This window comes from Chloroflexus aurantiacus J-10-fl, from assembly GCF_000018865.1.
Taxonomy (GTDB): domain Bacteria; phylum Chloroflexota; class Chloroflexia; order Chloroflexales; family Chloroflexaceae; genus Chloroflexus; species Chloroflexus aurantiacus.
The window spans coordinates 2,283,887-2,310,644 of record NC_010175.1 but is presented as its reverse complement, the minus strand read 5'-3'; the positions used below and the strand labels follow the sequence as shown (position 1 = coordinate 2,310,644).

Below are 26,758 nucleotides of genomic sequence, written 5' to 3'. Positions count from 1 at the left end.
GCGCCCTCCTATTCACTGAGCACCAATGCATTGTCGGGTGGACAGACAATGATGGCGGCTTCGCCCGGCTGCCAGTATTCATCACGGTCAAGCGTCGAGCGGGTATTTTGTTCCCAGATGTCAATCGTGCGGCGCTCGTTAATGCGAACCGTAATTCGCGTATCACTACCGATATAATTAACACTCATCACCGTACCGGCCAGACCATCTATCGGCAACTCACCATTGGCAGCCAGTAAACGTACTTTTTCGGGCCGGATCGAATAGGTAACCGCTGTCCCTTCACTCAATGGACGAGAGGCCAGGCCACGAAAGCGTAAACCCTCTGGCGTCTCTAACACCGTGTAATTGCCATCACGCCCGATCACCACGCCATCGATAAAGTTGGTCTCACCGATAAAGTCGGCAACGAAACGGCAATTTGGCCGCTCGTAGATCTCAGTTGGTGTTCCCACTTGCAGAATCTTGCCCTTGTTCATGACCGCAATGCGATCCGACATCGTCAAGGCTTCTTCCTGATCGTGGGTCACAAACACGAAGGTAATACCCACCCGCGCCTGAAGGCTCTTCAGCTCAAGTTGCATCTCTTTGCGCAGTTTTTGGTCAAGCGCACCGAGTGGCTCATCGAGCAACAGGACTTCGGGATGGTTAACGAGCGCACGCGCCAGCGCAACCCGCTGTTGTTGACCACCGGAAAGCTGGCGCGGTCGCCGTTCTTCCAGGCCGGTCAGGCGCACCAGTTCAAGCGCTTCCCGAACACGATGGGCAATCTCGGCCTTCGGCGTTTTGCGCATTTCGAGGCCAAAGGCAACATTTTGCGCAACGGTCATGTGTGGAAAGAGGGCATACGATTGAAACACCGTATTCACCGGTCGCAGGTGTGGTGGCGTAATACCCATTTCACGACCGTGAATAAGGATACTGCCGGCGGTTGGCAATTCAAACCCGGCGATCATTCGCAAACTCGATGTCTTGCCACAACCGCTTGGCCCTAACAAAGAGAAAAATTCGCCGTCACGAATTTGCAGATTAACGTGATCGACGGCCACGACATCGCCAAATCGTTTGACAACGTCACGGAGTTCAATTGCGATCGAGTCGCTCACCTGAACACTCCTGCCAACTGGTTGCACCCCAGTTCTGAGTAACGCGAATTGCGGTACGACGGTTGGTGAAAGCCCATCGTACATCGCACCACTTCACCCCCATTTGCCAGGATCATTCACCGGCATCGTGGCCTGCTGGCATCACACTGTGCTTGTGTTTGAGAGGTAGTATACCACAACCTTCCGCGACAACCTTGTGTCGTATGGCACAGATTTGTACGGATGATATTCAGTAGATATGACTGTCTTATTCCGAACACCAATGAAAGGCTGTCAAATAATTGTCATCCGAATGGAGCACGAGCTTCAGCCTATGCCCATAGGTTCTCTTCTGATTCAACATACAACCTGACCACCTGAAGACATACGCAGTCTCAGTTCGATGTACGGTCTCTGTCTTAGCACCACCCGGCAGAATCACACCACGATCACGCCCATCACAGCATGATGCAGAGACGATGTTTACGTTATGTCAATAAACACCAAATTGACGCCATACATAATCAGGAGGGACAGGCATACAGCCTGCCCCTCCCGGTGTCGGGCTACACAGCCCTGCGTGCTTACGTTCCAGACACGTTACGGCGCAACAAAGCGCCCCTGCCACATCTTGATCTGGGCAATCGTATCCTGCGCCCGCAAATACGACAGCCGCGGACTCCAGTCGGGATTGAGAATGGCGAATGCCGCCTGTTCGTGGTTCGGGTTACCCTGCTCACCCCAGAGCACGGCAAAATTGATATTCCAGAGGAACATATTACCAACGAACGGATAATTATCGTAAACCCGCAGCATCGCCGAGCGAATGTATTCCGCCTGCTGCTCTGGTGTCACGTAGTTGCCAAACTCGTACCCCGGTGTATTATTCGCCGTTGCCCAGCCGTATTCAGTAATCCAGATTTCCTTGTCGCCCATCCCATACTGCTCCATCCACTTCCGCACATTCTCGACATGCCGGAAATAGTGCGTCTCGTGGTCATTCCAGCAGCGATCAGGCGCCGGTTGACAACCGGGAATGTAGCTCGGATTGTCGGGCCAGAGGGTATCGGGCGGATTAGCCGCGCCACCCGGATGGACCGCCTGAACATCGAAGTAATTGCGTACTTCACCGTTGTTGTAGGTATACATCAGGCGGTAGAATTCCTGGTCAGAAAGCGCAATTGCCGGGTTGGTCACACCACTTGACGAAGAGGCGGCTGCCAGCACGATTGCATCTGGTTTGAGCGACTTAATCCGCGTGTAGGCTGCTTTCAGAATCTCAACATAATGCCCGACATCTTCCGGCACAATCTCGCCACCATTCTCAACCGCCAGGTTCGGTTCATTCCAAATCTCATAGGCATGGATCTTATCACCGTAGCGGCGTATCATCTGCTCCAGGAAATTGGCCAGTGTCTCAGGATCGTCGGGCAAACCATTGGTCGCGTTATACGCGGTCGGTGAACGTACCACATTCACCAGTAACTTGATCCCAGATCGATCAACCGCCTCAACGATGCGATCCAGCTCATCCCAACCGTAGATTCCCTTTACCGGGTCTTCGATATCTTTCCAGACTACCTGCTGGCGGAACCAGTCAAAACCGGCATTATTCGCCAGTTGCAAGACGCGGTCGCGGTCGGTGTAGTAGAGGTGACCAACAATACCGAACTCCAGATAATCAGGGTTAATCGGTACAGGGGTCGGCTCAGCCGGTACCGGGGTTGGCTCAGCCGGTACCGCAGTCGGCTCAACCGGTGCAGTCGTCGGTACTGCTGTGGGTGGCGTCGAAGTATCAGGAGTCGCCACCACTGCTGCCGTTGGCACATTGCTCACCGGCGGTGTCGTTGGCTCACCACCACAAGCAGCCAACAACGCGGATACAATCATCAAACAAAGGATCAGAGCCGGCCAGCGCCGGATACGATGCATCTTCCATCTCCGAGTCATACGAATTCTTCCTTCTTACACGTTGTAGAGCGGTACAACCCGGCGGGTTATACCGCTCACCTGCTCTTCGCTAATCTTTTGGCATTGCCTGGATGGCAAACCACGCCGGACGGGGACTCCAGTCACCATTAATCACCCCAAACGATGCCTGTTCGTGCAACTCATTACCCTGCGCACGCCACGGCACGGCAAAGTTCAGGTTCCAGAGGAACATGGCCCCCACCCACGGTGCATACTCGCGGCGCCCAATCTGGAACGCACGCACAATCCACTCGGCCTGCTGTTCAAAGGTGATCGAATTACCGTACTCATAGCCAGGAGTGTTATTGCGGGTTGCCCAGCCGAATTCGGTAATCCAGATTTGCTTGTCGCCCAGGCCATTTTCTACCAGCACGTTACGAATGTCTTCGATCCGGCGGAAGTAGAATTCACGGCTTGTACGCCACTGCGGGCCAGGACCGGGTCGGTTAGGCCAGAGGGTATCGGGCGGATTGTAGTGACCACCGGGATGCACACCGATAGCATCGACATTGGCCCGGAACTTGGGGTTAGAGGCCATCGAGCGCATATACGATGTATCGCTCAGCGCGATATTAGGATCATTCGTCTCGGTGCTGGTTGGCGCACCACTCACCACGATGGCCATCGGGTCGTTGGCTTTGATCGCCTTGTACGCAACCTCAAGCAGATCAACGTAGTAGCTCGCATCGGCCACCCGGCCACCCACCCCTCCATCGCGGGCACAATCACCGCCATTTTCGCACGCCCGATTCTGCTCGTTCCAGATCTGATACGCCTGAACTCGCCCTTTGTAACGCTTTGCCATTTCGCCGACGAAGTAGGCGAAATCCTTGAAGTTTTCGCGCCTGGGCATACCGTTACTACCGTTTGCCGTCGCCCAGCTGGGTGCAGCGACAATGCTCAGTAACAGATTCACCCCCTGACGATTCGCATCGGCCACAATGTCGTCAAGTTCGGCCCAATAGATGGCACCTGAACGGTCGTGCAGATCCATCCAGCGCACCTGTTGCCGAATCCAGTAGACACCTGCATCACGGCTCATTTGCAAGACGCGGTTGCGATCCTGCCAGGCTGTCCCCTGTCCGTAGAGGTGTGCATTGAAGCCATAAATGAATTGTCGCGGCAATGATTGATCGGGTGGCCGGTAGTTAAATGCCGGATTTGTGCGGTGTCGCAAATCGCGATACTCATTGCCCAGCAAGCCGAGCAGAATGCGGTAGCGGGGATCGGGTTCATCGGGATGCCACTCCATGCGCTGCCGCTCGAAGTACTGCACCCAATAGATTTCACCGGTGGCCTGATTACGCTCCTGGAACTGCTCGGAGAGCGGATAACCAAAGACCTCAAGACCACCGTTGTTGAGCCAGAACGTGCGGAACGGTGCCGGGCTATCGCGTAAGGTGTGGCCGGTCTCGGCAAACCACGTACCGTCACCGGGATCGGCAACCCGTTGGAACGGCGGTTCATTCTCACGGCCTTCAACCAACCGCCGACCAAGCAAGCGGCCCAGGATATAGTACCGGTTATTTTGCTGACCGAAGTTTTCAGGATGCTCTTCGAGAATAGCCCGCTCGAAATATTGCACCCGGTAAAACTTACCCGGCTCGGTAAAGCTCTCCTCGATAAACGGTTCCGAAATGGGATACCCTAGCACAAACAGCGCATTTGGCGTATTTTTCCAGGTCTCCAGGAACCAGTTCACCGCGCTATGGCCGGTCTCGGGAAAATAGCGCGCCTGATACGGCGGATACGTATCGGGCACACCGCCCTGCGCTGCACCGGGTCGTGGCCAGGCCAGCAATGAAACGGATAGCACCAGTAAGCCCAGTACAGCAAAGATCCGTCGTGTCATGCAACAACCCCCTCACTCACTGTGTTCACCATCGAATCACTACTACATGTCATAACCGCTACCGTAGCGAGACTTACATAGCGAATGGCTGATGAATGGCTGATATGTGGCTTAAAAGCGAGTTAACAACTGATACAATCACTCAAGCAGCCCGGCAGATTATACCTGTCGCTGTGAGTGGGAGTCAAATGAAGCGACACAATGCCACGAAAACGATGGGCGATGAGCCAGCAGGTTGAAAGCCCGCCTTACGGCACTGAAGCTCAGGTGGGGCCAACCCGGCGAGCGACCCCTCATCATAATACAGTGCATCATGGAATGGGAGCGCTGGTTCAGCACATCCACGCTTGGGAGTGGTGCATTGTCAGACCGCACGTTCAGACCTTCAGGACACCAGATTTGATACAGCACCCCTCTGTGCTTCTGTGATGATATAGTGTGTCTCTGAACAACCGTATCAGATTTTACCATCAGGGACACTAGAACCTGTTTCAAAAAAACATCTACTAGAAGGTATCTCATTCATTGCCGACCGATTCCATGATCGTGACGAGCACACCCGGCATTCGCGTGACCAGCCGGGTCAACGACCTGACACGTGCCAGATCGCAAGCACGGCTGGCGCGGCAGCACGGCTGCCGCACGCCAAACTTCGCGACACGCGCATGATGAGCGGGCAAGGCAACCAATCCAGCGAGTGATGGCACCATAGATGGTCGCCAGCGCTCTTCTCTTCCACACCGGCGCGCCGGGACCTGGATATGCTGTCGTTGGTGATTGGCAAGCGTTCATGGGCCTGGGTGACAGTCTGGTAGTACGACAGCTTGAGAGATAAACTGGATTTGCTATTGCAATCTACGGTTCAACGATAGGCAACTGCGCTTCAACGACCGGATCAATGGTGAGCAGTGAACGGTGTACCCAACCTTCTGTCTGGCGTAGATTAATCATCCGCAACCACTCGCCATCAGGACTGCGACCGAGAAGGGTGACAGCCTCACCGGCATGAATCTGGTCGATCACCGTCCCGCGTAGATTTGGCGCTAATCGCACATTACCACCATTGAAAACAGTCGCCAGAGCCGGCAGGTCAGTTGGACGGACAGTGGGCACCGGCCGGGTTGGCTGTACATCCTGTCGCATAACCGTCGGCGTGGCCGGGATGGTCTCTGCTGTGGCCGTTCTGTTCACATCGAAGAGGACACCCTGGTTCGGCTGATCACTGATTTGGGTGGTGACAACCGACTGTGTGGCAGGTCCCATAAGGATGGCTACACCGGCCAACATCAGACTCACCCCCAATAGCGTTGTACCGATTAAAAAAGGCCACTGCTGCCACACAGGTAAACGAACGGCTCCGCGGTGTTCTGCGATGTCGATATAGCGCAAGAGTTTGCGGCCATCCCACAACTGGACAGGTTGATTTTTGGCTTCCAGATAACACTGACGGGTAAAGCCGCTTGTGGTGACAAGAATTGCCTGGTTAGCCCGTTGAATATGCAGCGCCCCGACCAGGTCACGCACATAATTTGGTCTTACCGGTTTGGTATATCGCTTACATTGAATAAGATAGAGTTGACCATTCCGTTCGGCAGTAATATCTACCCCGCGATCACCACTGCCCCCTCGTACCTGTACGCGCTGCCATCCCAGATCGCGTAAAAGCTGCGCAACACGTTCTTCAAATTCAGCGGGAGATAATTCCAGCAATTGCTTGCGACGTAGTGAGCGTTGACGGTGATCGTTCCACCATGCAAAGAGCAGAATAAAGAGGGAAACAAGTCCGGTAACGATGGTTACTTGCCACCAGATGGTTAGTGCGGAAAAGTAGAACCAGAGCGATACAAGAGCAACTACGATCAATTGAGTAACATAACCATCGACAAGCCTTTTGCGGGAACGTTTGAACATTGTAAGGCCTCATCGTTATCAAAAGCGCGAACCAGACATATCTTACACGTATTCCATTACGACAATGGCACGTACAGATATGAGCAGTACATGCCTGTGAAGAGGGACTGTTTCATCTTTTCGCAGCAGGTCACATTGCGCCAGGGGATCATCGAGGGAGTCGCGCTTCATCGCCAGGTCATATCAGATCTTAGTCGCTAGCAGTTATCTCATTGATGGCTGACAGTCTCCATGATTGTGACGAGCACACCCTGTATCCGCGTGACCAGCCGGGTCAAAGGCGTACCACGCGCCGGATCGTGAGCACGGCTGGCGCGGCGGCATGGCTACCGCACTCCAGGCTATGCGCCACAGTCAATCCGACCTGGAAAGCAGTGTCCCCGCTGGTTTGCGGAATGGAAGCGCTGGTTCGGTGGGTCAAATGTGGGGCATTGTCAACCGCAGATGATGAGACAACCGTTCTGATACAGTGACACAGTCCCCCTCTGTGCTCTCTGTGACTCTGTGGTGATATTCTGATGTGCTGCTGAACTACCGTATCATCAGGGCACCGCATATACCACACGCCGGATCGTGAGTACGGCTGGCGCGGGAGCGGGGCGGTCGCACGCCAAATGATACGCTACGGGCATGACGAGCGCGCAAGGCAACCAATCCAGCGGCTGATTGCATCGTAGATGGTCGCTAACGCGGAATGAGCTTATGTCACGAAGAAATTGACTCTACCGACAATGGTGGTTGTATCACCTGCCGCAACCGTGGTGATTGTTCCCATAACCGCTCACGGCGCATCAGTCGCAAAAAAGCATCAACCACCTGCGGATCCCAATGGGTACCCCTACCATCCTGGATGATCTGGAGCACCGCTTCAGGACTCATCGCCGAACGGTAGGCGCGGTCAGCGGTTAGCGCCTCGAAGGTATCGGCCACCGCTAGAATACGCGCCTCGAATGGTATCTCTTCTCCCTTCAAACCGTATGGATAGCCGGTACCATCGAAACGTTCGTGGTGGGCAGCGATAATCGGCAATATATCACGTAAGCCACTGATCTGCTCAAGAATACGTACTCCGATTTGCGGATGGCGGCGCATCTGGGTCAGCTCTTCAGGTGAAAGAGGACCCGGTTTGAGTAAGATATCGTCGCGAATACCAATCTTACCAATATCATGCAAGAGACCGGCATAGTGAATGCGCTCAATCTCCGCAGGACTGAGACCCAATTCTTGCGCCAGGCGGACAGCGTAGCGACTAACCTGGCGCGAATGGCCATAGGTATAGGCATCACGGGCTTCGATTGCCCCGGCCAGCGCAGCAATCATCTGCTCGTATTGATCTTTGAGGGCACGATACAGACGCGCATTGTCCAGCGCAGCGGCAATCTGCGAAGCAAAAATTTCGATCAGATGCCGATCAGCGGCATCGAACGAGGGTTGTTCACTATTGCGGGTCAAATTGAGGAAGCCAATGGCATGGTCGCGACTCCGCAAGACTACTTCGATGAGGCGATCTGATGACGTGGTCGGACATTCGATCAACTGGTAGTGCGCCGCTCGCAGACTCTGTTCGTCACGTTCGCTCAGGGACAGACTCTGGCCGGGTTCGGGACCGATCAGCACCACCAGCGTATCACCATCAGCGTCAATTAGCGACAATCCGATGTTGCTTGGGGCAAAACGACGACCGACGAATTCAAGTAGGTGAGCGGATTGTTCCTGAACATCGAGCGAAGCAGTAATCACCTGGCTAAACTGATACATTAGCACCAGGTCGGAGAGACGCTCCTTCTCGCGGCGCACACGACGCAATTCCAGTGCCGTTCGTACTGTCTTTTGTAATTGCTCGGCATCAACAGGTTTGGCAATGTAGTCAAGAGCACCGAGCTTAAGTGCTTCGCGTGCAGTTTCGACCGTCGCATGTGCCGTCATAACGACCGCATCGGTTTCCAGATGATGGGCACGCAAGTATTGAACAAGCGCAATCCCATCCAGATTCGGCATTTGCAGATCGGTCAACACCAGATCAAACGTCTGCGTAGACAGCAACTCTATCGCTGCGAGACCATCCCCAACCGCAACGACATCGTAATGCCGACGGAGGAGCAGACGACAGAATTCACGGATATTGACTTCGTCCTCCACAATGAGAATCCGGGGGCGCTCAGGGGAAGAGTTTGCGTAGTCCGCCATAGATCAGGCTCCCCAGACATGCACATCTGCACAGAGCAGATTGCCGGCTATTTCGTTTGTAATGTAGCAAGCTAAGTTTGCATAAAGGCTACAATGACCGTCATGTCGGTAACAGAATTGTCATTGAGTAATGGATGCCAGGGCAAACTCAACCGTTATTGCTACAACACCTGTAGGTGCAGCATATGCTCAGGAACCGCCTTGCGCGCGACGGGAGAAATAGAGTTGCAGTCGTCGCTCTAACTCATCGAAGTCAAACGGTTTCGTTAAATATTCGTTAACGCCAGCACGCAGCGCATTCTTTTCGGTATCGGGAGTACCGAAAGCGGTGACCAGGATCACGTACACTTGTGATTGATTTTGGCGGAGAGTGCGTACCAACTCAATACCACCCATGCGTGGCATATTCATATCGGTAATAACCACATCGCAATCATGCACGGCCAGCTTTTCCAGCGCGTCGATTCCATCTTCGGCTTCGATCACATCGTAGCCGCTATTACGTAGCAGAAAACGATAAAGCCGGCGAGTAGCAGCATCATCTTCAACAACCATAATGGTGTGGGGCACGGCGCACTCTCCTCAAGTGTACACGATACAGCGATCTCTTTACTGAACGTGAGACAGGTGTTCTTTTAGAATACCGGCAGAGCGCTGAAAGAGAGCAATCTCCTGTTCGGACAATGGTAAATTGAGCACCTCCTCAGCACCATCACGACCAACGATTGTTGGTAGACTGATTGCAATCCCGCTTACTCCATACTGACCGTTCATCAAGCTGCTGATCGTCATCACCGTGTGTTGATCACGCAGCACTGCTTCGGCAATCGATAGCAGTCCCAGACCGATAGCATAATAGGTTGCCCGCTTGCGCTTAATAATCTCGTATGCAGCGTTACGGGTTTGTTCGAGAATCGCATCAAGCGCTGCCTGATTGTAGCCCTGACCATTTGCACCGACAAAATCAACTAGCCTGACTCCGGCAATATTTGCCAGGCTCCAGAGCGCTAACTCGCTATCGCCATGTTCGCCGACAATGTAGGCGTGCACAGAGCGGGGATCGACACCGTAGTGCTGACCAAGCAAGTAGCGAAAGCGTGCCGTATCAAGGATGGTCCCTGATCCGATCACTCGATTCGCTGCGGGACCGGCAATCTGTGCCCCAATGGTGGTTAAGATGTCCACTGGATTAGTGGCAACAACGATGATTCCATCATCATTGGCTGCCAGAATTGGAGGAATGATCTCACGGAAAATGGCTACATTCCGATTCAATAAATCGAGCCGGGTCTCGCCAGGCCGCTGATTTGCCCCGGCAGCGATGACTATCAAGTCGGCGCCGGCCAGATCATCATAGGTACCGGCATAGATGCGCATTGGGCGAACAAAGGGCAGGCCGTGATTAAGATCCATCGCCTCCCCTTCTGCACGGGCATGATCAATATCAATCAACACCAGTTCGCTGGCCAGGCTGCGCTGCATCAGTGCATAGGCAAAGGAGGTACCAACCATGCCTGTTCCGACGACGCCAACTTTACCGGTGCGTTTACGCAAACTCATAGCATACTCCTTCTGTTCGCTCTTATCATACCATATCGCACCAGAGATTGCGTATCCGGTTCAGATTACAGGGATATAGCGCCGCACAACGCCAGAATTCATCTCGTACATCTACGATAAGAGCGTGGGATGGCACAGGTATCGTACAGCGTGATCAATAGCCACCCTGATAGCACGCATCGTCTGTTGACAAACATGTGCCTATATGTAGACGCACACTCGCATGGTGAGTGGTTCAGTTTCACACGAGCACGGAGAATGCAACTGCCCGGCTTCCGCATTCCGCACAGCACCGCAAGGGTACATTGGGGATGGAAGAGGTAGTATCCAGCGTCATCTTTGATCCCTGGATAGATGAGATTACTTCCACCCGATCAGTATATGAAAAAGACAGAGGTATTTACCAGGTCGGCACGCAACCCGGTCGGTAAGAGGGATTCTTTATCTCCAGGACTGGAAACATGTTTATTTGACAGTAGAAACAGCGTGCCACCAGATCACACTCGTCGAAAGGTGTTATTGCGCCGATCTGGTCAGGCAGCCACCGGGGATCAGCGGTACGCCGCCAGATCGCGTTCATCGATAGTCGGCATATAGCGTGACATCTCAACCATCTTAAAAATCTTCTGGTGATGAGGGGTCACGTTCATCGCAAAGAGCTGATACCCCGATTTACGTGCACTGACAACAAACTTGAGCAATGCTGAGATGCCGGCTGAATTGATAAACGAAACCTCGCTAAAATCGAGCACCGTAATCGGACGCATCTCTTGACACTCAGCAGCAATAGCGGCAGCCGAGATGGCATCAACGCTGGTGGTCAAGATGTGGAGCACAACGACGTCGCCAAATTCTTCTCGTCGAATAATGTCGCTCATTGTTGCCGATCCTTCCGATACAAACGAAGGGTTAACACCGTTCCCTGTTGCGATGAATCGACCTCATAATCATCAACTAACGCACTGATCAGATACATGCCAAAGCCGCGCAGATAGCCGGCATCAAGGGTAGCATCATCAACAACGCGCCGCGAGACATCGATTCGTTCAATGCCGCCGCCCTGATCGCTCACCCGAATCTCAAGTTTTTCACCGTCGATCTCGAACGTTACTGCAACCAGTTTAGCTACATCCCCACGATTCCCGTGGTCAATCGCATTGTTGACCGCTTCGCTGACGGCCAGTTTCAAATCTTCAACCTGCTCGGGGCTAAAACCGGCGGCACTCCCAACTTCAGCAGCGCTGGCCCGCACCACTCGCTCGAAGATAGGGATTGATGGAATACGTAACTCTACTCGTTGCATGCCACTGCCTCTACGCACATCGTTCGTTCAGCCTTACACCAATTATAGTGTACTGGCTCAAGCGAACCATTGTATTGCCATTCACGATGACAGGCGCGATGAAGGCACCGGACGCGACCGGGAATTACCATTCATCGTTGCTGTCTGACGAACGAGATGATCATAGCGACGCAGATACGCCTTGCCAAGCGAGGTATTACCTACTTGCAGGTAGCAAGCACCGAGATAATACAATGCCTGAGCGTGACGAGGGTTACGCCGGAGCACTTTTTCAAACAACGGGATTGCCCGCGCCGGTTCGAGAAGTTCTTTGTAGCACAAACCCAGCATAAACTGGGTTTCCAGATCGTCTGGCCATTGTTCGAGGACCTGCTGAAACTCTGCCGCCGCCAGGTCGTAACGACCACGCCGAATGTACATGTAGCCCAAATCGAAGCGCAGCGAATGGGCTTCGGGAGCCAACTGTACAGCTTTCCGCCAGGCCGCCAGCGCCCAGGTGTCACGCCCTAATGTATTGTAGACAAAACCGAGCAGATAATGAGCCTGCGCATCGGTTGGCATCAGTTGAACGGCACGCTCGAATGCACGGGCTGCCTGAGTATTCATCCCCATATCGTAGAGGAGCTTACCCATGTGCAAGAAGAGTTGACCGTGATGCGGGTTGAGCCGGGCACAGGCAAAGAGCAGTTCATACGCCTGTTTCGGTTTCTTTTGCAGGCGCAGAATGGCACTCATGCGCAAGCGGGCATCGACGTAGTGGCGGTGCTGGGGTGGTATCTGTTCGTATTCGGCGTAGGCTTCCTCAAACCGACGCTGGCGGGCCAGAAGGTTGCCCAGCAGATAGCGAGCAGCATACTCTTGCGGACGCCATTGCAACAGTGCTCGATAAATCCGCTCAGCCTCTTCTTCGTACCCCTGCTGTTTCAGCGCCTGACTCAGCCGGTAATACCATTGGGCCACCTCTTCTTCACTGCGCTGCACCAGTGGTTCATCGGGTAATGGCTCCGGCGAAACAAAGGTTGGCTCGACCCGCAATGCTTCGGCAAAACAGCGTTGCGCCAGCTCGTGCGCACCGTGGCTCTGATGCATCAAGCCCATGTAGTAACGAGGTTCGGCAGCCTGCGGACGTGCATTACAGGCGCTGCTGAAATGAATGTATGCCCGGCCAGCATCATCGATCCGCTGGTAGCAGCGGCCAAGCGCAAAGTGGGCTTCGTAGAGGTTGGGATTGTGCTCAAGCGTCTCTTTAAATGCAGCAATCGCCCGATCAATCTGACCGAGAGCAGCAAACGCGACCCCCAGGTTGTAATGCGCTTCGGCTAACTGGGGATCGGTCTGTACCGCTTCAAGATATTCGCGTAACGCTTCTTCCCAGTGATCTTGAAAGGCAAGCGAATTACCAATGTAGAGGTAAATAATCGCCCGCTCACGCTCGTAGATTTGCGCCTGCTCTTCTCCGTCCACATACGCGGCTATCAGAGCAGCTTTGAAATGTTCAATCGCATCAGCATACGCCGCTCGCAGGTATGCACGCATTCCCTGACTGAACGCAGCACCCAGCCGCGTTCCGGTCATGAAGCGCTCGCTCCCGGTAAAGGTGTCGAGATCGAGGGGCATGAATTGTAGTTCGTTGGTTGACGCCATAGTGCACCTCGGCAACCAAAATGTACTGATCTCTACTATAACATGCCCCTTGTCATTCGTATATGGTAGAATCGTCATACAGAAAAATACGACAATATGTAGTTTTGTTCATCCGCGAGTATGTTGTGAAGAATACATGAGAAGGTTGCCGTTGAAGGATATATCAAACGATGCACTTCGCGCAACTGCACCAGATTGTGAAGAGTCTGTAAGGTAATAAAATGGATCGCGCAGAACGACCCGGCAGCCCAAAGATGCTAATGATGTTCATATCACCCACTCTCGATAGCAAGCGTGCTTATGCGAGCGATCAGGGATTGGTCTGGGGCACAGGCACTCGAAAGGGTTTACGATGAATGCGGAAGCATGGCTTCTCCACTTGCGGACTGCGTATATCACATCTGAAAAATACCATGCATGGCATGCGATTCAAGACGTACCTTTCCGCCACCCCTTCGTTCGCTGCATCCCATGCATGGTAAGGTCGGGGCGGGTTTTGAACCCACCCCGACGGAATCCACCCATCTGTACCATGCAGGTGACACCCACGGATCGCTGCGGCGGGTAGTGACCGATGAGCAAACCGCTGCGCCCCACGTCGGCGCGTGAGGACGGCTGCGCGGCAGCGCGGCTGCCGCACTCCAACCTGCGCGCCATGGGCAATCCGGTCTGGCAACGGTATTCTCGCCGCAACGTGATCTTCTGGCGGTCGCGCTCTTGGTGGATGGATGAGATGGCTACTAACTCTGATGGAATCACCTACGTTCACTCGCTCAAACATGCTCGCGATAGTCATCGAGCGTCAGTCGTATCTGTTGCAATAGCTCGCGGGCCAGACCACGTCCAAACTGAGCCTGGGCCAGTGATTGTAATTGAGGCAGACGCTCGCGCCATGCTTCAACTGTAGCCGGCACCCCATCGGCAAAAGCCGTTGCCCAAAGCGTGTGCATGGCCTCGCTCCCAATCACATCGACAATTACGCTGCGCATTTCGGCTGCCAGATCGAGCAACCGCCGCCGCAGGATCACGAGGGTCACATCATCACTGAGCACACCATTCGTCCAGGTACGAACCTCTTGCACCAATGCCGCAGCTAGCGCACGAGGCTTACGCTGTGGCTGAACCATTATCAGTTCGACCAGACGCTCGAAACCCAAAATCGCACCATCCGCACGGGTGGCTTCGATCAGACCATCGGTGTACAACAGCAGGCTTTCACCCGGTGCAATGACCGCATTCAATTCGGTATATTCGCTCTCGCTATCAACCCCTAATGGTAAGCCGCTGATCTCTAGCTCCTGGATCGTATCGGTAATCAACAACGGAAAGGTATGACCGGCATTCGCACAACGTACCGCTCCCGTATGCGGTTCAAGGTGCAGATACAGCATCGTGACCATGCCATGCGGAATTTCGCTCAAGATACCACGATTTACGGCAGCTATCGTCGATGCCGGATCGGCATACCGACGGGCTTCGTGGCGAAAGACGGTACGTGCCACGGCCATACGCAGAGCTGCAGGCAAACCTTTGCCGCTGACATCACCGATCATGATGCCGTGCAGGCCATTAGCCAGAGGGAGAAAATCGTAGAGGTCACCACCTAAATCACGAGCCGGCAATGAGATCGCCGTCACTTCCCAGCCGGGGAGATGAGGCGCCGCCTCTAGCAAGAGGCCCTGCTGAATATCACGGGCAAGCTGCAACTCCTGTTCAATCTCACGGGCACGCTGCTGGGCAGCCTCATCGACTACCGGTTCATGAAGAGCAGGTTCTCCTGGCGACTGACGTTTTGGCACAACTATTCGTCTGCGCTGGCGATGACTTAACAGACTCGGCCAGACCCGGCGCCGTGTGGGCAGTGCTGGCAGCAGACGATCATGACGGACGGGCATTTAACGCTCTCCCTCAAGCCGGCCGATCCAACGCCGGCAACTCTCAATCAGCCATTGTACTGCAACCCCTTCCAGAAGCTGATCAGGTGGTAGATTGTTTAATAAGCGTTCAGCATTTCGATATTCGCGGATAGCCTCGGTGATCTGTCGGTTCTGACGGTAGCACTCGGCCAGATGGAAGGCCACCAATGGATGGTCGCGGTTCAAATACCGTGCCCGCTCCAGGTGCCGAATGGCAAGAGGCATTTGTTGTTGTCGCTCATAGATCAAACCCAGCAAGAGATACGCCTCGGTCAGTAGTGGATTCAGCTCCAGCGCACGCCGTGCTTCGGCCAAGGCCAGATCGAGATCGCCGCGATTGGCATGGGCCTGGGCAGCAAGAGCCAACACCATGGGTGCATGACGACCGGCCAATGGCACACGGGCGAATAATTCCAGTGCTGTATCGATTTGGCCATTTTCGATCAACTGGCGACCTTCCTGAACGACGGCTTCCTCGGTAAATAATGTCACTTTTCGTTCGAGCGGACGCGGCGCACGAGTACGCAGAGCCGGTGCCGGCAACCGTTGACCGGTGGTCGTCGGCATCCACCGGGCCGGCGGCGGATCTTTGCGATACAGAAATGCACCATCAACAGCAACCGGTGTCAGGCGGTCGAAAATGTTCCAGAGCGTTTCGGAGAAGCCAAGGCACAGGATGCCGCCATCTGCCAGTGCATCGTAGAAGCGGGCCATCAGGCTACGACAGGTATCAAGCGAAAAGTAGATCGTTACATTTTGACAAAAGAGGATATGAGTGCCATAAGCCGCTGCCGGAAAGGGTTCGAGCAGATTATGTTGGACAAATGTGACCAGTTGCCGTACCCGTTCGTGAATCGACAGGCCAGCATCGGTGGTGGTAAAGAAGCGCGCGCGTTGGGCCGGAGTCAGATTGGAGATCGTTCGCCCGCGGTACACTCCCTGCCGGGCCTTTGCCAATGCCGACGCACTGAGATCGGTCGCCAGAATCGAAACTGGACGTGGGAGGGGATCGCCGAGAGCTTCCAGCGCAGTTATGGCTATCGAATATGGTTCTTCACCGGTAGCACACCCGGCGCTCCAGATTTTGATCGGCATCCCCGGTGGCAGCGTGGCATGCAATGACGGCAACAACGTTTTACGTAAGGCGTCCATGTGCGGACGATTGCGGAAGAAGATTGTCTCGTGATTGAGGAGCAATTCGGCCAGTTGTTGTAACTCAGTCCGGTCAGCATCTAACACCAGATCGGCCAGGTAGCGCGCCGGTGTGCGAGCCGCCGCCGCCGCCCGTCGTTCCACCGCACTGCGGAGGGTAACCAGACGCGCATCATCGAGCAGGACGCCACAATAGCGCGCCAGCAAATCGCGAAGCGGAACAAGAGCTTCTGTAGATAGCGTCATGGCATACTCGCAGATCCGGCAAAACGCTCGCTCAATACCACTATCATCTCTTCGGGTGACAAGACCAGCTCGGCAGCACCCAACTCAATCGCCGCACGAGGCATACCAAAAATGGTACAACTGGCTTCGTCCTGGGCAATCGTCAGCCCACCGGCCCGTCGAATCGCCCGCATGCCAACCGCCCCATCACGCCCCATGCCGGTCAATAGTACACCTGCTGCACTGGCTCCATAGAGTTCGGCAACTGCCGTCATCGTAATATCAATCGAAGGGCGTTGGAGCAACAACGGTGACATGCTCAGATGAACAGTGCCATCAGGTTTGATAAGGAGATCGGCACGATCAGGGGCCAGAATAGCATGACCGGGTCGCAGCAGCATTCCCTCGCTAGCGAGTTCCAGCGGAAGTGCGCTTGCGCCGGCCAGCCATTCGGCCATTCCGGCCCCGAACCCCTGCGCAATGTGCTGCACTACGATGACCGCTGCCCCAAAGGTACGGGGTAGACCGGCTAATAACTGACGAACCACTTTCGGCCCACCGGTCGAGGCGCCGATTACCAGCACCGGAAATTGACCAGGGGCAATGCGCGGGGTACGCACATAGTGCGGCGTATCACCGAGAGAGACACGTTCTACAGGTGGGGGCTGGCGACGACCGCGTAGATGAGTTACGACCTTGATCCGCGCAATAAGCTTCACCCGTCTGATAAGCACCCGCCGCAGGTGATCGAGCGAGTCAGGATCGGTCAGGCTTGGCTTTTCCATCACCTCAAGCGCACCGGCAGCCAGCGCCTCAAACGAGATGTTGGCGTCTTGACCGCTGACTGCTGCGGATAGAACCAGAATCGGTGTTGGATGGTACGCCATGATCTGGCGCGTCGTCTCGACTCCATCGAGCACCGGCATACGTACATCGAGGGTGATCACATCAGGCCGCAGCTCAGCAGTAAGCGCGATAGCCGTCTTACCATCACCGGCCTCACCGACCACGCGGATTGTCGGATCACTTTCAAGCATTTGCCGCAACAACCGACGCATCAGCGCCGAGTCATCGACAACAAGGACGCGCAGAGGGTTTGTCATACACCCCTACCCCATCATTGCGCCGCTAAGCGAAGGTAACCTGTTATTCCATATCCAGTACCAGTCGCACCCGATTAGGCAGGTTGAGGAGATCAATGTCTTTGTTGAGATAATCATCAACCCCGGCTTCAAACGCTGCGCGCTTGTCATCAGATGAGGTTAGCATAATGATACGCAGATCATCGAGCGCCGGATCTTCACGAATACGACGGCACACCTCGTAGCCATCGATACCAGGCATCTGCACATCGAGCACCAGCAGATCAGGCGGTTCGGCAGCAATCGCGGCCAGCGCCTCCTCACCACTATGGGCGAGACGAACAGTATAGCCATACATCTCGAGTCGCATCTTGACGATGTCGGTAACGAGACGGCTATCATCAACGACCAGAATGGTTGGCATAGCTACTCCTCGTGGCCGAGCAGTTGCTGAATCACGTTCAGCAAACTGTCCTGGTTAAACTGACTCTTCACGATGTAGGCCTGTGCTCCCACTTCCAACCCGCGACGACGATGTTCTTCGGAAGCAAGGCTGGTAATTAAAATGACCGGCAGATCAACGAGGGCCAGTTCATTTCGGATGCGAGTCGTGAGGGTAAAGCCATCGACACGAGGCATCTCGATATCGCTTACTACCAGATCGTATGGCGTCGAACGGAGCCTGTCAAGAGCATCTGCCCCATCAATAGCCACCGTAACATCGTAACCAGCCGATTGGAGAATGCTGCGCAATAATTCGCGTGTTGTAAACGAGTCATCAACAACCAGCAGGCGTGCCGTTCGGGTTGGTTCCGCTACCGGCTTGATTGCGGTAGCAGCAGGCTTTGGCCGATAGCCATTCCTTTCGACCAGGTAGAGCGGATTGATTAACAACACGAGACGACCATCTCCCGATTGGACCGCGCCACTCAAGGCCGGGCGGCGAGCAAACAGAGGGCCGAGTGGCTTAATCACAGCCTCGCGCTCATCGATCACGTCGTCAACCAACAAGGCAACGCGATGTTGTCGCGTCTTGAGTAATACAGCCGGTACACGACGGTAGCGCGTGAGTGGCGACTCCGCGGGAATAGCCAGTAGTTCGGCCAAAGCGAGCAGACTGATCGTGCGTTGCTGATGCGCGAATGTCGGCTGACCATCAATGAACTGAATCTGATCGCGCTGTACCCACAAGATACTCCGAACAGTCACTGCCGGCAGCGCCAGATGGTGTTGGCCGACCTGCACAACCACAACCCGGCTGGTGATTAAAGTGAGCGGGATCGTGAGCGTGATGGTCGTACCCTGGCCGATGGTCGAATCGATGCGCACCTGCCCGCCCAATTCAAGCAGATTGGCGCGCACGATGTCCATACCGACTCCACGCCCGGAAATTTCGGTAACGTTCGTTGCCGTCGAGAAGCCGGGTTGGAAAATGAGATCGAGCGTCTCTTGCGTATCGAGCTGATCGGCTCGACCGGCAGTTAACAGACCGAGTTCTATCGCCCGGGTGCGGATGCGAGCTGGATCAATTCCCCGACCATCATCCTGAATGCTGATCCGCACCTCATTGCCCGAGGACTCGGCACTGACCTGAATCAAACCTGTTGGTGGTTTGCCCTGCGCAATGCGTTCATCCGGTGGTTCGAGACCGTGATCAACTGCATTCCGTATCAGATGAACCAGCGGATCGCTAATCAACTCCAGCACTTTACGATCAAGCTCGGTCGTTTCACCACGGATCTCCAACACTGCCTGTTTACCGGTCGCCGTTGCCAGATCACGCACCAGACGGGGGAGTGAGTTAAAGATGGTAGCAATCGGTAACAGGCGCACCGCCATGACCTCTTGCTCCAGATCTTTGACCAGTAGATGCTGACGCGACAGGTAACGATCAAGGTTCTCGCGCTGGTTCTGGACACGATCAACGAGCATCACTTGCACATCACGCAAGGTGGACAGACGCGCATCAAGCGCCTGGCGCTGAGTTGACGAGAAACGGAGACGGGCCAGCTCTTGTTCAAGGGCCAGCAGTGCACGTTGCTGGCGCGAGACCAGTGCGTATAACTGTTCTAATTCCGTACCGAGTTCGGCAAGCGATTGTTGCTCGATGGTAAGTTCACCGGCCAGATTAAACAGTCGGTCGAGGCGATCAACACGCACTCGCACTGTCTGGCGTGTGGTACGCAGTGGTGTGTCGATTGGCGACGACGGCTCTGGCGAAGCAGGTTGTGGAGTGGGTGGCGAAACGGAAGGGATTGCCGGAGAGATTGCCCTTAGCGCTTGCAAAAAATCTGGCAGATGGGCGAGAGTTGCTGCCGACAACTGAGGAATCTCAGCGGTCAGCCGGGTAACCAGATCGCCACCTTGCAGCAGCAGATCGATCAGTGTTCGTTCAGGTATACACCGACCTTCTCGCAGATCACCTAAGACATGTTCCAGTGCATGCGCCAACTGAGCAATCGGATCAAAACCCAGCATGCGCGCCGACCCCTTAATCGTATGGACTGCGCGAAAAGCCCGATCCAGGGCTGCCCGCCGCTGACCATCATCAACCTGCGCCTCCAGGTTCAAGAGGGCATCGTTCAACACCCGTACATTTTCGGCTGTCTCATCACGAAACTGATCGTAGAAGCTGGTCAAATCCATACGGTACAACTGTTCTCAACACGGCGCTCACTGAGAGTCTGGGCAATACTGGCCTGTTCAATGACAGCGTAGGTCGCTCCGCAAATGTCTCTCCCATCCATATAGATTGCACCCCACCGGAGCAACCCTTCCGCACTTCACCGGTAGCCACTTCACCGTTTTGGAGCAAAGGCTTCCAATTCGCTCAAACCACACTCAACGGCAGCTCTGTATGACAGACGCTGGCTTTTCAAGCATAGCACGAGACGGCTGCTAATGTTCAGAAGAAGCCAGTCCATGCAAACGGGCTGCAATCGCATTCAACTTGACTGCCGATTCGGCCATATGGCGTGCACTGAGCGCCGATTGGCGGGCCACCTCAGCAATTTCACGCATTGTCTCAACCACCTGCTCGCTGGCGCTTTGCTGCTGCGCAGTTGCCAGACCGATTTCGGCAGCCGCTTGCGCTGTACGTTCGGCCACCATCACGATGTTATCCATCACCTGCCCGGCGCGGTGTGCCAGCTCAACCCCACGTTCAACCTCTTTACTCCCCTCTTCGGCAGCCAGCACTGCAGCGCTGGTGGCCTGGCGGATTTCGGCAATCACCCCCTTGACCTCTTTCGCCGCGGCGAGCGTGCGATTGGCCAGACTCTTCACTTCAGCGGCAACCACTGCAAAGCGGCGGCCATACTCGCCGGCACCAGCAGCTTCAATGGCTGCATTAAGCGCAAGCAGATGGGTTTCATCAGAAATGTCATCAATCAGGTCGATAATCTCGCCGATCTGTTGTGAACGCTCACCCAAACCGAGCACACGAGTTGAAATGTCTTGCACGCGCTGGCGAATCCGCTCCATCGCCTGAATGCTCTCATCAACCGCATTCTGACCACTACTCAGTTGTTCCAGCGTCTGTTGCGCCGCTTCGGATACATGTTCAGCCGCCTGTGCGATCTGACGGGCAGTACTCCCCAACTCTTCAATCGTCGTCGAGACCTCTGAGACAGCACTGGCCTGCTCGCTGGCGCCACCGGCCTGCTGCTGCGAATTGGCCTGCAATTCAGCGGCAGCCGCTGCCAGTTCACTCCCCAACTCGACCTGCTGGATATTCTTTTCCATCAACTGCTCAGTATTCCGTAACAGCTCTTCGGCCCGTGATTGCGACTCAACCAGGGCGCGGCTGAGATCACGGCTACTCAGCCAGGCCAGTGTGCTGACCGAGACGACGGCAATCACCAGAAAACCGCTATCGATCAAGAGATTTCCGGCATGGAAGGGTTGCAATCCCCAGAATTGCTCGGCCAGCAACAGCAACAGGTAAGCGGCCAGATTGACCAAACTGACCAGAAATGTATCCTGCCCACTACCCAGCAGGCCAGCGCTGACGATGGCGACAAACATCACGCTGACCCGTGCGCCATCAACTCCTCCAAACAGGAGCAGAACCAGTATCGATCCAAATGTCATCGCCAGAAACAGCCAGCGCCGCCCAGAGAGTGTTCGCCCTTGCCGGAATGACCAGCTTGCCAGCCCGTAGAGCGACAGTCCCACCAACGCGATCAGGCTAGCGATCACGAACGAAGCCAGCTCTGCATTACCGGTCAGCCAAAAAACCAGACCGATAACCCAGAACAGAAGCTGAACAATCGCACCAGCTACAACCAGCCATTGCAGAAGCAAACGATTTTCACGGAGAGCCGACAGTTCAGAGAACGAAAAAGTGGTAGTTCGCGAATTCATAGCGCAGCCTCAGCATGTTTCAGGCGCAGACCAAGGGCGAGATCGGTAGCCAATCGTCGCAGATCGAGCATTAAAACCGGCTGTTCATCCAGTAACGCTGCACCGGTCACCCATGGTAACTGCAAGCACGCTGTCAGAAACGGTGCGAGCGGTACCACCGATGGCGGTTCAGCGAGAAGATCAATCCGTACCACCAATAATTCTACAACCCGCCGCCGCAGATGAATAGTGAGCGCGTGTAAGCGTCCAGAAGCTGGTGGATCGGAAGGATCGAGTAAGGGGCCAAGCTGACTCCGCATGATTGGTCGCCCACGATCATCACGGTCAGCAGTCGAAGGAAAACCAACCGCGTCAACATCGTTCTGTCGGCAAAGATAGCGACGGGAGATCGTCTCGATGAGCAGGATCACAGCACCTCCTGCACAAGCACAAACAACGCTGCCGGATCGAGGATAGCGATGGAGAGATCATCACGGTAGCGATAGATGGCCTGTATCGCCCGTTGAGCCGCTCCGACAAGGTTGATCGGGGGTGGTTCGATCTGCCCCGCCTCAATCGTAATCAAATCCACCACTGCATCAACCAGAAGCGCAGCATCTATCTGCTCGTGATGAACCCAGATCAGACGAGTTGTCCGATCAGGAGACGCCGCCGGCAGGCCTAGAAGCAGACGCGCATCGATCACCGGCAGAATCTGCCCTCGTTGATTGATCAGACCGGGAATGGTTGGTGGTGCACCGGGAACCGGTGTTGGTGTCCGCCAGCGCATAATCTCTCGCACCGCCGTGCCGACCAGAGCAACATGCTCGGCTGCCAGACGCACATACAGATATACAGAGGTTTGAGACTGGCCCGATAATGATTGCATAGATCCTGTATCAGCACCAGATGACCGGAATCTCCGGTAATATGTGTGAGCATACGGCAAGCAGACGCATCAGTCAAGCTACTTGCCGGTATACAATGACTGTGCTATAATCGCAGGCGGAACAGAGCCGATCTGGCAGGCGGCAAGCCATCCGCCTGCCAAATTTGTGTGTCAGCGCGCTGTGCAGTCCCGCTGCCATGCGGGCGCCTGCCGGCATCATGCGAAAGGAGCGACGCCGTGTCGCAGCAACTGCTAGAAGAGTTGGGCCGGCGCCAGTACCGCACCGATATTCCCGAATTTCGCGTCGGTGACACGGTGCGCGTCGGCGTAAAAGTGGTCGAAGGAAATCGCGAGCGAGTTCAGGATTTTGAGGGAGTGGTTATTCGCCGCCGTGGCGAAGGGATCAACGAGAATTTCACCGTCCGCCGCATTGCGTCGCACGGGATTGGGGTTGAGCGTACCTTCCTGTTGCACGCCCCACGGATCGACTCGATCAAGGTTATTCGTCAGGGTAAAGTGCGACGGGCCAAACTCTACTACCTGCGTGGGCGTGCCGGCAAGGCGGCCCGGATTCGCGAGCGCCGTTAGACCACACAGCACTCATCGCCGACACGATAACGAAGAGGCATTGCAATGCAGTGCCTCTTCGGTTTTTTATAGCCAGTGGCTATCGTGAATATCCCTTTTCCGGGTACGCACTATACACCCCGCGCCTGCCGGTGCCAGGGTGGGTGTGGAAACGTAGCTTGCGCACGCCAAACGATGCCCCACGGGCAACCCGACCGGGAAACCGTATCCACGCCGGTGTTTGCAGCAGAAACGCCGTTCTCTATCTCCCGAAAGCCGTACCTCCGTACCAGGCTTGCCGATGTCCACCAGCACGAGAGACGCACCGGACAATGACAGGTAAGGTGAACCAGGCTCGCCGCAGGGAGACAGATGCAGGTTACAGGCAGGAGCCTGCGCTCCTGTTCCGTATCGCCAACCCCCTGATGTGCAACCTGTGATGAGGTGGTTAGAACACAACCATTTCCTGAACCTCTTGCCTCGCGGTCGTATAATAAACGTAGGGGTCTTTTATGCAGAAAAAAGGGTAAGCCAATGCAAGACTTTTTTGAATTTAGTCTTGGTGCCAGAGTGTTATACCAGATGGGTCTGGCCAGTGAATTAGGGCAGGTCATCAGCAATGCGTTGCCGCAACGGCGGGCTTTTATTGTGGCCGATAAGGGAGTGGTACAGGCCGGCCTGGCACCTATAGAGCTGGTCGGTATTTTCGACGATGTACCGGCCAATTCGTCGGTGGCAAAAGTCGCAGAAGGCGCTGAACTGGCACGTGTAGCCGGTGCCGACCTGTTGATTGCAGTCGGTGGCGGTAGCCCCATCGATACGGCCAAGGGTATCCGTATCGTCCTTACGCTGGGCGGATCAATCCCCGATTACGAAGGCTACAATGTGATTGAAACTCCGCTCACACCGCTGATAGCAATCCCAACAACCGCCGGTACCGGTAGTGAGGTGACACCAATTGCTGTGATTCTTGATGAAGAAGGTCAACGTAAAATAAGTATTGTGAGCCGTTATGTGACTCCTACCCTGGCCATTCTCGATCCGCTCATGACCCGCACCTTACCGCCGCGCCTGACAGCGGCCACGGGAATGGACGCGCTCTCGCACGCGATTGAGACGTATGTTTCAACCGAAAACAACCCCTTGAGCGATAGTCTGGCGCTGGCAGCGATTGACATGATTGCCACCTATCTACGCGATGCAGTCCACGACGGCGAAAATATGGAGGCCCGTAGCCAGTTGTTGATTGCGGCGACGATGGCCGGTATTGCCTGTGGTAATAGCCTGTTTGGGGTTGTGCATGCGCTGTCACACGCACTGGGTGGCAAATTCCCCGTTCATCACGGCACGGCGAACGCGATCTTCTTGCCGCCGGGTATGCGCTTCAACAGCGAGGTAGTGCCGGAACGGTATGTCCGCATCGCCCGGGCAATGGGAGTCAATGTTGGTGGCCGGAGCAACGCCGAGGTGATTGCTGATGGTATTGCGGCGGTACGCACCCTGACTGCCGACTGCGGGTTACCCACTACGCTCCGTGAAGTCGGTGTCCCACGTGAAGCGCTGCCGGAGCTGGCCGAACTGGCGGCAGTTGAACCGGCCATTTTCAACAATCCCCGTCCGGCAACGCCTGAAGAGTTACTTGCTATGCTTGAAGAGGTGTGGTGATCACCCGGTAGGGGGCGAGCGATAGTGTTCGCCCCCCTTCGATCAGCTCTTCTCACCGGCAACCCGATGGGCAAAGAGTTTCTGAAACTTCGCCACTTTCGGGGCCACCACAAACTGACAATAGGGCTGATAGGGATTGCGGGCAAAATACTCCTGGTGATACTCCTCAGCCGGATAAAAAGTGGTAGCCGGGACGATCTGCGTCACAATCGGATCGCGAAATACCTGTTGTTCGGTCAGCTCACGCACAAGTTGCTCGGCCACCTGACGCTGCTCCTCAGAGTGGTAGAAGATGGCTGAACGGTATTGTGTGCCGACATCAGCTCCCTGTCGGTTCAGCGTCGTCGGATCGTGAATACTGAAGAAAATTTCCAGCAATTCGCGATAGCTGATCTGTTCGGGATCAAACTGGATTTGTACCGCTTCCGCGTGGCCGGTATTGCCATCACACACCCGGCGATACGTCGGGTTGGGCACATACCCCCCGGTATATCCCGACACCACGTCCTTCACGCCGCTCACCTGATCGTACACCGCTTCCAGACACCAGAAACATCCACCAGCCAGCGTAGCTGTCTCCAGAGGCATACCGAATCTCCTTGTCTACGTAATCGCTTCCTCTTTGTAGTCTACCGCAGTTTGGCGATGGATGGCGGGTTTTCGGGCAAAGAGTGCTACAGCGGATTGTAGCGGTTCATCGCTGTTGTTAAACCTTCTCGTAAGATCACCTCAACTGCATCGGCAATTCGCCCAAGCAGATCGGGAAGAGCAGCCTCTTCATCAGGCGTGAACCGTCCCAATACATAATCGGCAGCATCCATCTTGCCAGGGGGCTGACCGATCCCGACCCGTAACCGGGGGAATTCGGTCGTTCCTAATTGGGCGACTATCGACCGCATGCCATTGTGCGTCCCGGCACTGCCACGCTCACGGATGCGCAGTTTGGCGAACGGTAGATCGAGATCATCGTAGATGACCAACAGCTCGCGAGCCGGATCGATTTTGTACCAGTTACACAGTGCCACCACTGCCTGCCCGCTGAGATTCATGTAAGTTTGGGGTTTTGCCAGCACCACGCGCTGACCGTAGATGTTCCCTTCGGCAAGCTGACTGTTTGCCCGTTGTGGGCGAAAGGTCAGACCATGCCGTTCGGCTAACGTGTCCACACTCCGAAAACCGATATTGTGGCGGGTTCTTGCATAGCGCTCCCCCGGATTTCCCAGACCAACAATGAGCCACATATGATCCATCCTAACCGGATACTATTCCTTTGCATCAGATGCGCATGGTAGAAGCGGTTGCGGTATGCGTCAAGGAGATAGGAGATAGGAAATAGGAGATAGGAAGTAGGAGATAGGAAAATAGAAGTGAGCAGGTGGAGGGAAGGGGGAATAGGGGTGAGGAG

Annotated in this window: 22 protein-coding genes; 2 read left to right on the top strand and 20 right to left on the bottom strand. The window is 55.0% G+C overall.

All coding sequences use genetic code 11. The features are described 5' to 3' along the window. Positions 1-8: 8 nt before the first annotated feature. From CAUR_RS08825 to CAUR_RS08740, 18 genes are all read right to left on the bottom strand, one after another. A complete protein-coding gene (locus tag CAUR_RS08825) occupies positions 9-1,106 on the bottom strand; it encodes an ABC transporter ATP-binding protein (protein WP_015909103.1) in 1,098 nt (365 codons plus the stop codon). 579 nt (positions 1,107-1,685) lie between these two features. Next, positions 1,686-3,017 (bottom strand): glycoside hydrolase family 5 protein, encoded by a 1,332-nt coding sequence (locus CAUR_RS08820; protein ID WP_012257552.1) that lies wholly within the window; start codon positions 3,015-3,017, stop codon positions 1,686-1,688. A gap of 88 nt (positions 3,018-3,105) precedes the next feature. Then, positions 3,106-4,908, bottom strand: coding sequence for a glycoside hydrolase family protein (locus CAUR_RS08815; protein ID WP_012257551.1), 1,803 nt, complete (start codon positions 4,906-4,908; stop codon positions 3,106-3,108). Positions 4,909-5,763: 855 nt separating this feature from the next. Further along, on the bottom strand, positions 5,764-6,819 hold the full coding sequence (locus CAUR_RS08810; protein ID WP_012257550.1) for a restriction endonuclease: 1,056 nt from the start codon (positions 6,817-6,819) through the stop codon (positions 5,764-5,766). Between the two features lie 705 nt (positions 6,820-7,524). Continuing rightward, positions 7,525-9,006 (bottom strand): HD domain-containing phosphohydrolase, encoded by a 1,482-nt coding sequence (locus CAUR_RS08805; protein WP_012257549.1) that lies wholly within the window; start codon positions 9,004-9,006, stop codon positions 7,525-7,527. A 189-nt stretch (positions 9,007-9,195) separates the two neighbouring features. After that, on the bottom strand, positions 9,196-9,576 hold the full coding sequence (locus tag CAUR_RS08800; RefSeq protein ID WP_012257548.1) for a response regulator: 381 nt from the start codon (positions 9,574-9,576) through the stop codon (positions 9,196-9,198). A 39-nt stretch (positions 9,577-9,615) separates the two neighbouring features. Continuing rightward, complete coding sequence (locus tag CAUR_RS08795) at positions 9,616-10,566, bottom strand: L-lactate dehydrogenase (protein ID WP_012257547.1); 951 nt, start codon at positions 10,564-10,566, stop codon at positions 9,616-9,618. A gap of 551 nt (positions 10,567-11,117) precedes the next feature. Next, positions 11,118-11,444, bottom strand: coding sequence for an STAS domain-containing protein (locus CAUR_RS08790; RefSeq protein WP_012257546.1), 327 nt, complete (start codon positions 11,442-11,444; stop codon positions 11,118-11,120). Beyond that, a complete protein-coding gene (locus CAUR_RS08785; RefSeq protein ID WP_012257545.1) occupies positions 11,441-11,869 on the bottom strand; it encodes an ATP-binding protein in 429 nt (142 codons plus the stop codon). The genes CAUR_RS08790 and CAUR_RS08785 overlap by 4 nt, the downstream gene beginning before the upstream one ends. Before the next feature lie 81 nt (positions 11,870-11,950). After that, positions 11,951-13,513, bottom strand: a complete 1,563-nt coding sequence (locus CAUR_RS08780) for a tetratricopeptide repeat protein (protein WP_012257544.1) — start codon at positions 13,511-13,513, stop codon at positions 11,951-11,953. A 773-nt stretch (positions 13,514-14,286) separates the two neighbouring features. Beyond that, positions 14,287-15,408, bottom strand: a complete 1,122-nt coding sequence (locus CAUR_RS08775; protein ID WP_012257543.1) for a PP2C family protein-serine/threonine phosphatase — start codon at positions 15,406-15,408, stop codon at positions 14,287-14,289. After that, the gene (locus CAUR_RS08770) at positions 15,409-16,827 is read right to left on the bottom strand and encodes a CheR family methyltransferase (RefSeq protein WP_012257542.1); all 1,419 of its coding nucleotides are present in this window, start codon (positions 16,825-16,827) and stop codon (positions 15,409-15,411) included. After that, on the bottom strand, positions 16,824-17,909 hold the full coding sequence (gene cheB, locus CAUR_RS08765) for a chemotaxis-specific protein-glutamate methyltransferase CheB (RefSeq protein WP_012257541.1): 1,086 nt from the start codon (positions 17,907-17,909) through the stop codon (positions 16,824-16,826). The genes CAUR_RS08770 and cheB overlap by 4 nt, the downstream gene beginning before the upstream one ends. A gap of 43 nt (positions 17,910-17,952) precedes the next feature. After that, a complete protein-coding gene (locus CAUR_RS08760; protein ID WP_012257540.1) occupies positions 17,953-18,312 on the bottom strand; it encodes a response regulator in 360 nt (119 codons plus the stop codon). 2 nt (positions 18,313-18,314) lie between these two features. Beyond that, complete coding sequence (locus tag CAUR_RS08755; protein ID WP_012257539.1) at positions 18,315-20,534, bottom strand: hybrid sensor histidine kinase/response regulator; 2,220 nt, start codon at positions 20,532-20,534, stop codon at positions 18,315-18,317. A gap of 252 nt (positions 20,535-20,786) precedes the next feature. Next, the gene (locus CAUR_RS08750) at positions 20,787-22,253 is read right to left on the bottom strand and encodes a methyl-accepting chemotaxis protein (protein WP_012257538.1); all 1,467 of its coding nucleotides are present in this window, start codon (positions 22,251-22,253) and stop codon (positions 20,787-20,789) included. Beyond that, a complete protein-coding gene (locus CAUR_RS08745; RefSeq protein ID WP_012257537.1) occupies positions 22,250-22,663 on the bottom strand; it encodes a hypothetical protein in 414 nt (137 codons plus the stop codon). The genes CAUR_RS08750 and CAUR_RS08745 overlap by 4 nt, the downstream gene beginning before the upstream one ends. Further along, positions 22,660-23,121: a chemotaxis protein CheW gene (locus CAUR_RS08740; RefSeq protein ID WP_012257536.1), complete on the bottom strand. Its 462-nt coding sequence runs from the start codon at positions 23,119-23,121 to the stop codon at positions 22,660-22,662. Before CAUR_RS08740 ends, CAUR_RS08745 begins: the two co-directional genes overlap by 4 nt. A gap of 237 nt (positions 23,122-23,358) precedes the next feature. Here CAUR_RS08740 and rplS point away from each other — a divergent pair, with 237 nt between their 5' ends. Both rplS and CAUR_RS08730 read left to right on the top strand, forming a co-directional pair. Further along, complete coding sequence (rplS, locus tag CAUR_RS08735) at positions 23,359-23,709, top strand: 50S ribosomal protein L19 (RefSeq protein WP_012257535.1); 351 nt, start codon at positions 23,359-23,361, stop codon at positions 23,707-23,709. A 513-nt stretch (positions 23,710-24,222) separates the two neighbouring features. Further along, on the top strand, positions 24,223-25,353 hold the full coding sequence (locus tag CAUR_RS08730) for an iron-containing alcohol dehydrogenase (RefSeq protein ID WP_012257534.1): 1,131 nt from the start codon (positions 24,223-24,225) through the stop codon (positions 25,351-25,353). Between the two features lie 42 nt (positions 25,354-25,395). Here the strand turns inward: CAUR_RS08730 and msrA are convergent, their stop codons facing one another. Further along, a complete protein-coding gene (msrA, locus tag CAUR_RS08725) occupies positions 25,396-25,941 on the bottom strand; it encodes a peptide-methionine (S)-S-oxide reductase MsrA (protein WP_012257533.1) in 546 nt (181 codons plus the stop codon). An 86-nt stretch (positions 25,942-26,027) separates the two neighbouring features. After that, the gene (pth, locus tag CAUR_RS08720) at positions 26,028-26,594 is read right to left on the bottom strand and encodes an aminoacyl-tRNA hydrolase (RefSeq protein WP_012257532.1); all 567 of its coding nucleotides are present in this window, start codon (positions 26,592-26,594) and stop codon (positions 26,028-26,030) included. Between the last annotated feature and the right edge of the window lie 164 nt (positions 26,595-26,758).

What these genes read in the sequence shown, in the direction of transcription:
- CAUR_RS08820 (WP_012257552.1), bottom strand. Translation starts at nt 3,017, where the DNA reads ATGCATCGTATCCGGCGCTGGCCGGCTCTGATCCTTTGTTTGATGATT.
- CAUR_RS08815 (WP_012257551.1), bottom strand. Translation starts at nt 4,908, where the DNA reads ATGACACGACGGATCTTTGCTGTACTGGGCTTACTGGTGCTATCCGTT.
- CAUR_RS08810 (WP_012257550.1), bottom strand. Translation starts at nt 6,819, where the DNA reads ATGTTCAAACGTTCCCGCAAAAGGCTTGTCGATGGTTATGTTACTCAA.
- CAUR_RS08805 (WP_012257549.1), bottom strand. Translation starts at nt 9,006, where the DNA reads ATGGCGGACTACGCAAACTCTTCCCCTGAGCGCCCCCGGATTCTCATT.
- CAUR_RS08795 (WP_012257547.1), bottom strand. Translation starts at nt 10,566, where the DNA reads ATGAGTTTGCGTAAACGCACCGGTAAAGTTGGCGTCGTCGGAACAGGC.
- CAUR_RS08790 (WP_012257546.1), bottom strand. Translation starts at nt 11,444, where the DNA reads ATGAGCGACATTATTCGACGAGAAGAATTTGGCGACGTCGTTGTGCTC.
- CAUR_RS08785 (WP_012257545.1), bottom strand. Translation starts at nt 11,869, where the DNA reads ATGCAACGAGTAGAGTTACGTATTCCATCAATCCCTATCTTCGAGCGA.
- CAUR_RS08780 (WP_012257544.1), bottom strand. Translation starts at nt 13,513, where the DNA reads ATGGCGTCAACCAACGAACTACAATTCATGCCCCTCGATCTCGACACC.
- CAUR_RS08775 (WP_012257543.1), bottom strand. Translation starts at nt 15,408, where the DNA reads ATGCCCGTCCGTCATGATCGTCTGCTGCCAGCACTGCCCACACGGCGC.
- CAUR_RS08770 (WP_012257542.1), bottom strand. Translation starts at nt 16,827, where the DNA reads ATGACGCTATCTACAGAAGCTCTTGTTCCGCTTCGCGATTTGCTGGCG.
- cheB (WP_012257541.1), bottom strand. Translation starts at nt 17,909, where the DNA reads ATGACAAACCCTCTGCGCGTCCTTGTTGTCGATGACTCGGCGCTGATG.
- CAUR_RS08760 (WP_012257540.1), bottom strand. Translation starts at nt 18,312, where the DNA reads ATGCCAACCATTCTGGTCGTTGATGATAGCCGTCTCGTTACCGACATC.
- CAUR_RS08755 (WP_012257539.1), bottom strand. Translation starts at nt 20,534, where the DNA reads ATGGATTTGACCAGCTTCTACGATCAGTTTCGTGATGAGACAGCCGAA.
- CAUR_RS08750 (WP_012257538.1), bottom strand. Translation starts at nt 22,253, where the DNA reads ATGAATTCGCGAACTACCACTTTTTCGTTCTCTGAACTGTCGGCTCTC.
- CAUR_RS08740 (WP_012257536.1), bottom strand. Translation starts at nt 23,121, where the DNA reads ATGCAATCATTATCGGGCCAGTCTCAAACCTCTGTATATCTGTATGTG.
- CAUR_RS08730 (WP_012257534.1), top strand. Translation starts at nt 24,223, where the DNA reads ATGCAAGACTTTTTTGAATTTAGTCTTGGTGCCAGAGTGTTATACCAG.
- msrA (WP_012257533.1), bottom strand. Translation starts at nt 25,941, where the DNA reads ATGCCTCTGGAGACAGCTACGCTGGCTGGTGGATGTTTCTGGTGTCTG.
- pth (WP_012257532.1), bottom strand. Translation starts at nt 26,594, where the DNA reads ATGTGGCTCATTGTTGGTCTGGGAAATCCGGGGGAGCGCTATGCAAGA.